Origin of the sequence: Streptomyces caeni (assembly GCF_042678285.1) — a bacterium.
Classification (GTDB): Bacteria; Actinomycetota; Actinomycetes; order Streptomycetales; family Streptomycetaceae; genus Streptomyces; species Streptomyces caeni.
In genome coordinates this window covers 1-2,606 of sequence record NZ_JBHUDX010000154.1, presented here as the reverse complement: position 1 = coordinate 2,606, position 2,606 = coordinate 1, and the positions used below count along the sequence as shown (strand labels likewise).

General features: G+C 74.0%; 2 protein-coding genes. Both read left to right on the top strand.

The window, feature by feature from the left end:
- Nucleotides 1–143: 143 nt before the first annotated feature.
- The gene (locus ACFSL4_RS37155; RefSeq protein ID WP_381092534.1) at nucleotides 144–1,544 is read left to right on the top strand and encodes a maltokinase N-terminal cap-like domain-containing protein; all 1,401 of its coding nucleotides are present in this window, start codon (nucleotides 144–146) and stop codon (nucleotides 1,542–1,544) included.
- Nucleotides 1,545–1,573: 29 nt separating this feature from the next.
- Nucleotides 1,574–2,606 (top strand): GlgB N-terminal domain-containing protein (locus tag ACFSL4_RS37150; protein ID WP_417822126.1); only part of this gene is annotated, 1,033 nt, incomplete at its 3' end.

The following is a 2,606-nucleotide window of genomic DNA, read 5'->3' as shown; positions in this document are numbered from 1 at the left end:
TATCTGCTCACCCTCGCAGGCCACGGCTTCTACTGGTTCCGGCTCCGCAAGAACGCCGCGTAGAACCCCGGCGGGGCGGTTTTCACCGCCCCGCCCTGGGCACGCATCAGGAACACCCCGACTCCGGGGAAAGGACGCACGCCATGTCGGAAGCCGTCACCCGTGCCACCGCGACCCACCCCGGTCTGCTCGCGTCCCTCGACCCGCTGCTGAGAGAGTGGCTGCCACGACAGCGCTGGTTCGCCGGCAAAGGCCGGCCCGTCACCGGGTTCTCGCTGGTGGCGGCCGCCGATCTGCTGCCGCCCGAAGGCTCGCCGGGCCTGCTCCATGTGCTCCTGCGGGCCCATCAGCCGGATGTCCCGGCACAGGGCGCCGCACCGCACCCCGCGGACTGCTACCAGGTGCTGGTGGGGGTGCGTGAGGCGCTGCCGCCGCGGCTGGCGCCGGCCCTCATCGGGCATGTGGCCGAGGGCCCGCTGGCGGGGCGGAGCGTGTACGAGGCGCTGTACGACCCCCGGGCCACCGCCGTGCTCCTGGAGGCGATCCGCACCCGGGCCCGCATCGGCCGACTGCGCTTCGAGGGGGAAGGACGTCCACGGATACGGGAGGGGCTCGTCCCCCGGATGATGACCTCCGAGCAGTCCAACTCCTCGATCGTCTATGGAGATACGTTCATCCTGAAGGTGCTGCGGCGCATCGTTCCCGGTACCAACCCCGACCTGGAACTGCCTCTGGTGCTGTCGCGCGAGGGCTGCCCCCGGGTGCCGGCGCCGGCCGGCTGGCTGATCGCCGACCTCGACGGCCCCGACGATCCGTACGTCCTGGCCGTGCTGCAGCCGTATGTGCGCGGCGCCACGGACGGCTGGGAGCTGGCGCTTCGCGAGCTGGCCAAGGGCGGGGACTTCACGGTGGAGGCGCGGGCGCTCGGGCGGGCGACGGCCGAGGTGCACACGGCTCTGGCCCGCGCGCTGCCCACGGCCACGCTCGGGCGCGCCCGGGCACGGCTGCTCGCCGACGGCATGACGCAGCGGCTGGAGGCGGCGGCGCAGGCGGTGCCCGCGCTGCGGCCGTACGCGCCCGGGCTGCACCAGGCGTTCGAGGCGCTGGCCGCCCTCGCCGCCGACGGGCGCACCTGGACCGCCCAGCGCATCCACGGCGATCTGCATCTGGGCCAGTGCCTGCGCTCGCCGTCCGGGACGTGGTCGCTGATCGACTTCGAGGGCGAGCCGTCGAAGTCGCTGGCCGAGCGCCGGATGCCGCAGCCGACGGTGCGGGACATCGCGGGGATGCTCCGTTCCTTCGACTACGCGGCCCACTCGGCCGTACCGCCCGCGCCGGAGTGGGCCACGGCGTGCCGGGCGGCGTACTGCACCGGGTACGCGGAGGCCGCCGGGCGCGATCCGCGCGCCGAGCCGGTGCTGCTGCGCGCCTACGAGACGGACAAGGCCGTCTACGAGGTCCTGTACGAGGCCCGGCACCGGCCCGACTGGCTGCCGGTGCCGATGGCGGCGATCCGCCGGCTGTCCGTCGGCGCCCTGCCCTGATCCACACCCCTGCCGAGGAGGCCCCGCCCGTGACGCCCCGCCCCCCGTCCGACGACAGCACGAAGAAGAACGACGACGGCCGCGAGAAGACCGCCGCGCGGAAGGCGGCCGCCGGGAGGAAGAAGACGACGTCCGGGACAGCGACCGCGGCCGAGAAGACGACGACGGACGGGAAGACGGCCACGGCCGGGAAGACGACGGCGGCCGGCAAGAAGAAGGCAACGGCCAAGAAGACGGTGAAGGCCGGGAAGACGACCCCGACCGGCAAGAAGAAGGCCGCGGCCAGGAAGACGGCGACAGACGGCAAGACGGCGACAGACGGGAAGGCAACCGCGGCCCCCGCCAGGAGGACAACGGCCGCCGGCAAGAAGAAGGCGGCCGGGAAGACGGGGGCGGCCGAGGCGGGACCGGAACGGGCGACCGCCGGGAAGGCCCACCCGAAAGCCGCCGGCCGGGCGATCTGCTCCCCCGCCGTCGACGGTGGTGACCGCGAGCGGCTGCTCACCGGCACCCACCCCGACCCGCACACGGTGCTCGGCGCGCACCCGGTGCCCGGTGGCGTCGCCTTCCGGGCCTTCCGGCCGTACGCGCTCTCCGTCACCGTCGTGGCCAGGAACCTGCGGGCCGGGCTGCACGACGACGGGGACGGTTTCTTCTCGGGCCTGCTGCCGCTGCGCGACGTCCCGGAGTACCGGCTGCTGATCGCGTACGAGGGCACGGTCCGGGAGACCGACGACGCGTACCGTTTCCTGCCCACGCTCGGCGAGCTCGACCTGCACCTGATCGGCGAGGGACGGCACGAGCAGCTGTGGCGGGTGCTCGGCGCGCACCCCATGACGTACCAGGGCGTGAGCGGCACCCGCTTCTCGGTGTGGGCGCCCCACGCCCGGGGCGTGCGCGTGGCCGGCGGCTTCAACCACTGGGACGGCACCGGCCATCCGATGCGGGCGCTCGGCGCGACCGGCGTGTGGGAGCTGTTCGTGCCCGGCGTCGGCGAGGGCGAGCTGTACAAGTTCGAGATCACCCGCCCCGACGGGTCCAGGACCCTGCGCGCGGATCCGA